The organism is Photobacterium sp. OFAV2-7, from assembly GCF_022347985.1.
Lineage (GTDB): Bacteria > Pseudomonadota > Gammaproteobacteria > Enterobacterales > Vibrionaceae > Photobacterium.
Genome location: NZ_JAKRFQ010000397.1, coordinates 1 through 4,553, shown reverse-complemented (window position 1 = coordinate 4,553; position 4,553 = coordinate 1). Strand labels below are relative to the sequence as shown.

The following is a 4,553-nucleotide window of genomic DNA, read 5'->3' as shown; positions in this document are numbered from 1 at the left end:
TTGGCTCCGCCCGCCGTACAATATCGATGCATGGCGATTTGACGTAATCCACATGCTAGGTGAAGGTGCCGGTGCAACCAACAACGCCCACTATGTCAAAGCATTCCGTCAGTCGGCCAAGTCAGTAAACCCTGACTGTTATGTCCTTGGTGAGCACTTCTTCGAGGCAAGCCAATGGCTTCAGGGTGATCAGGAAGATGGTGCGATGAACTACTACGGTTTCGCCCACCCGATTCGCGCTTTCTTTGCCCACAAAGATATTGCCTACCACAACTGTCAAATTGATGCCGACGAACTGGTCGACTGGCTCAACGAAGCTAGGAGTAAAATGCCTTGGCTCAACCAGCTTTCCCAGCTTAACCAGTTAGACAGCCACGATACGATGCGCTTCCTGACCATGCTGGACGAAGATCAGGAGACAATGCAGTTGGCATTGCTGATGCTGTTTGCTTATGTCGGTACACCATGTATTTACTACGGAACAGAAGTGGCACTTGAAGGCGGTCAGGATCCCGATAACCGTCGTTGCTTCCCATGGGAGCGAACCGAAAAGCCTCACGCTATGTTTAGCTTCCTCAAACAATTGATCGCTATCCGCAAGGCTCACCGCTCTCTGCAGGAAGGCAGCATCCAATGGCTCGTTGCCGAACACAAGCAGCTCGCTTTTGCCAGGACGTTAGGTGATGAAATATCACTCTGCCTGCTGAACAACAGCGAGCACGCCAAGACGATAGAGGTACCTGTTTGGCAGCTAGGTATTGAAGATGCTCAATTTAAAGATCTACTTACCGGTGATGAGTGGCAGTCAAAACAAGGCATACTCACACTGACCCTGGCCGGTAAAGAAGGCTTATTGCTGAACCTCGCTTAACCTTCCGCACCAGCTAAACTGCCATACCGGCTAATCTAACCTAGATTAGCCGGTGGGTTTTGCAGTCTATTCAATAAGGTTTGCCGTGCTTCTTAGTTCCGTGTAACTATAGGGCTTATACCTGCACATAACCGAGGCAATAATGGGATCTGAACGTTTCATTGGAATTATGTCCGGAACCAGCATGGACGGTGTAGATACCGTTTTGGTCGACATTGATGGCAGCAAAATAGAACTGCTTTGCGAACATGCTTTCCCTATGGGCGAGAACCTTAAACAATCCCTGTTAGATGTTTGTATGGGTCAGCCAACCAACTTACAAGCGATCGGCGAGCTCGATCATCGCCTCGGGCACTTGTTCGCCGATGCCGTCCTCGCACTCTTGGAAAAAGCAAACGTTGATCCGGCAACTATCACTGCGATTGGTAGCCATGGGCAAACGGTCTATCACTCTCCTGAATCAACCTATGCCTTCACCATGCAGCTTGGCGATGCCAACATTATCTCAGCCAAAACAGGCATCACCACAGTGGCCGATTTTCGCCGTAAAGATATGGCCTACGGCGGCCAGGGCGCACCGCTTGTCCCGGCTTTTCATCAGCAACTTTTCAGCCAGCCGGATCTCACTCGCGTAGTACTCAACATTGGTGGCATATCCAACATCACCATCCTGACTCCCGAAAAACCGGTTACCGGGTTTGACACCGGCCCCGGCAACATGTTGATGGACGCCTGGATCCACAAACACAAGGGACAACGCTACGATAAAGACGGAGCCTGGGCGCAATCCGGAGTCGTGCACCCGGCACTGCTGGAATCACTATTAAGTGATCCGTTTTTTGCCCTTTCAGCGCCCAAAAGTACAGGACGCGAGCTGTTCAACCTGACTTGGCTTGATGACCACCTAAGCAAGTTCAGCCTCAAACCAGAAGATGTGCAACGTACTCTGGCAGAACTGACAGCCGTCACCATTGCCAATGATGTTCGCACTGAAACACCAGGCGAGTTACTGGTATGCGGCGGCGGGGCTCATAATCCGCTGCTCATGCAAAGACTCGCAGAGCTCTTGCCAGATTGGACGGTTGTCACAACGGCCGAGCGCGGGGTGGATATAGATAACATGGAAGCAATGGCTTTCGCCTGGCTAGCCTACCGCACCCTGCATCAACTTCCCGGCAACCTTCCGGAAGTAACTGGTGCCAACCAGCTAACTTGCTTGGGAGCAATCTACCCCTCATAGTTCCATCAGCAACACTGTAAAACGCCTACCTCTTTCCACATTGGCAGCGGAGATTCCTTTAGGTAAACTCCGCTGCCCTAAGAACTTCATTTAAAAAATCTATACTTGTAGAAATCCTTAGCTGCAGTTTAGATAAGGTCTCATACAAGATGACTGTAAAGTTGTTATTACTTCTACTTCTCTTCTTTCCTCTATTGGTATCAGCCAAAGAGGCGCCAATAGTGCTTCTGATTAACTCCTATCACCCTCAATATCAGTGGACTAACCAACAAAATCAAGGCATCAAAGATGTACTTATGGATGCCGTACATGCGGAGAACCTTCATATTGAATACATGGACGAAAGACGATTTGTCGATGACAAAATCTACCATGCCAAGCTTACTGACCTATTGAGACACAAATACCAAAAGTACGAACCCGATCTCATCATGACCACCGACGATCATGCGTATAACTTCATGATCGAAAATGGAGATGAGTTATTTCCAGGTAAGCCTGTTGTCTATAGTGGTGTCAACTTGCCCGACACAGAAATGATGGCGAGTCACGATAACATTCTCGGCATAGCGGAAGGCATGGAGATTGAAGGGAATCTTGAATTAATTTTACAGCTTCAACCCAGAACAAAACGGATCATAATGCTGAGCGACACCACAGGCTTGGGTTTGAACATGGGCCAAAAAGCCAAACAAATTAAAGCGCAATGGCAAGCCGATCCACAAAAACAGCATGTCACTTTGGAAGTCTGGGATCAGTTCTCGATCCAAGAGCTTTACCAGAGAGCAGAAAGTGCAGAGTTTGACTCTGTTTTCCTGATGCTAGCCATTCATAAGGATAAACTAGGCACCTATTTTTCCTATGAACATCATCTGCCCCTCTTAACTCAAAAAAGCAAAGTGCCTGTTTATGGCATGTGGGGAACGATCATTATCGGCTACGGGGGAATTGGCGGACTCATGAACAACCCCTACGAACATGGCTCAAATGCAGCCCAAATAGCCATCAAGGTTCTTGACGGTGTTCCGCTAGATAAGATCAAAACACCGGAAAAAGCGACGTATGCCCCCTATTTCGACTATTACCAACTAAAACGGTTCGGTATCGACCTAAACCTCCTACCCGTACATAGCACCATCATCAATCGCCCGGTATCGCTCTATGACGAACACGCAAAGCTGATAAACAGCACTATTGCTCTGTTTATCTTCATGCTTGTCGTTATCTCGATACTCACTATCAATATTAAACGTCGGATCACGGCACAGCGTAAGCTGCACCAGTTTAATCAGGAGCTAGAATCAATCGTCCAGCAACGCACCAAAGATCTGGACGAAAGAAATAAAGAATTACAAGCTGCATCGAAAGTCTTACGGGCACATGCCTATTCCGACGAGCTCACAGGTCTGCCCAACCGCAGGGCTGCCTCTCGTGAAATCATTGCCCATATTAAACGCTACAACATGGACTACCAGCCCTTGGCAGTCGCCATTTTGGATATCGACTTGTTCAAAAGTATCAATGATACCTATGGCCATCAGACGGGTGACGAAGTGCTGTGCGCGGTTGGGGAAACACTAAAAGATACACTCCGCCCAAATGACCGGGTATACCGATGGGGGGGCGAAGAATTTCTGATTGTCTTACCTGATACCAAGGCAGGCTATTCTGCTATTGTCTGCCAGAGGCTCACCAAAAGCATCAGCCAACTCAATATCAGTAATATCGGCACCGTCACCGCCAGTATCGGAGTCACCAATTTTGCCAAGGGTGATTCTTTTGAAACCATCTTACAAAGAGCAGATACTGCGCTATACAAAGCCAAAAACAGTGGTAGAAACCAAGTTGTTGTGAATTAAACCTGCAATAAACCACACTTATTGCAGGATTACTGTCTGGTTATTACCACAAAAGCAATACAGATCACTAATTGTTTGAATTCATCGCAAAAAGTGAACAAATCGTTAAAAAATAAGTTGCTAAATCCAGTCAAGAAAAAGCAGAACAATCAACTTAAACTTTGATGAGGATCACCAATTTGACCCGATAAAGATCACATTTCCAAGTCATTAATTTTACTAGGATAAAAACGACGCAAACGTTACACTTGCGCCCCATAAAAACGATAACAGTACACAGGCTATAGTCCTGTTTCTCTTCCCCAAACGTGAAAGGTCCTAAGTAAAGATGAGTCCGGAAAAATATCTTCTAGACTGGCAAACAAGCCAAACCAATGCAGAATCCATCTCACCACTTCTTGGCCAGCTATACCGTCAGAAAGGCGTGGAAATCCTTCTGTTCGGTCGCCAAATTGTCAATGCCTCTGTAATCGATATCATCAAGGCACACCGTGTTGCCCGTCGCTATACCGGCAGCGAGCTATCTCCTTCTCAGACATTACCACTGATCCAAGCACTGACCAAACTTGACCTGTCACCTTGC

The 4,553-nt window shown here is 47.4% G+C and carries 3 protein-coding genes and 1 pseudogene; all 4 read left to right on the top strand.

Annotated elements, in window-relative coordinates; genetic code table 11:
- A partial coding sequence (locus MHN01_RS17550; RefSeq protein ID WP_239412522.1) for an alpha-amylase family glycosyl hydrolase occupies positions 1 to 871 on the top strand: 871 nt, incomplete at its 5' end.
- 142 nt (positions 872 to 1,013) lie between these two features.
- Positions 1,014 to 2,111, top strand: coding sequence for an anhydro-N-acetylmuramic acid kinase (locus MHN01_RS17545; RefSeq protein WP_239412521.1), 1,098 nt, complete (start codon positions 1,014 to 1,016; stop codon positions 2,109 to 2,111).
- Between the two features lie 221 nt (positions 2,112 to 2,332).
- The gene (locus MHN01_RS17540; RefSeq protein WP_239412520.1) at positions 2,333 to 3,970 is read left to right on the top strand and encodes a GGDEF domain-containing protein; all 1,638 of its coding nucleotides are present in this window, start codon (positions 2,333 to 2,335) and stop codon (positions 3,968 to 3,970) included.
- A 328-nt stretch (positions 3,971 to 4,298) separates the two neighbouring features.
- Positions 4,299 to 4,553, top strand: a pseudogene (locus tag MHN01_RS17535) (glyceraldehyde-3-phosphate dehydrogenase); the annotation flags it as partial.

What these genes read in the sequence shown, in the direction of transcription:
- MHN01_RS17545 (WP_239412521.1), top strand. Translation starts at nt 1,014, where the DNA reads ATGGGATCTGAACGTTTCATTGGAATTATGTCCGGAACCAGCATGGAC.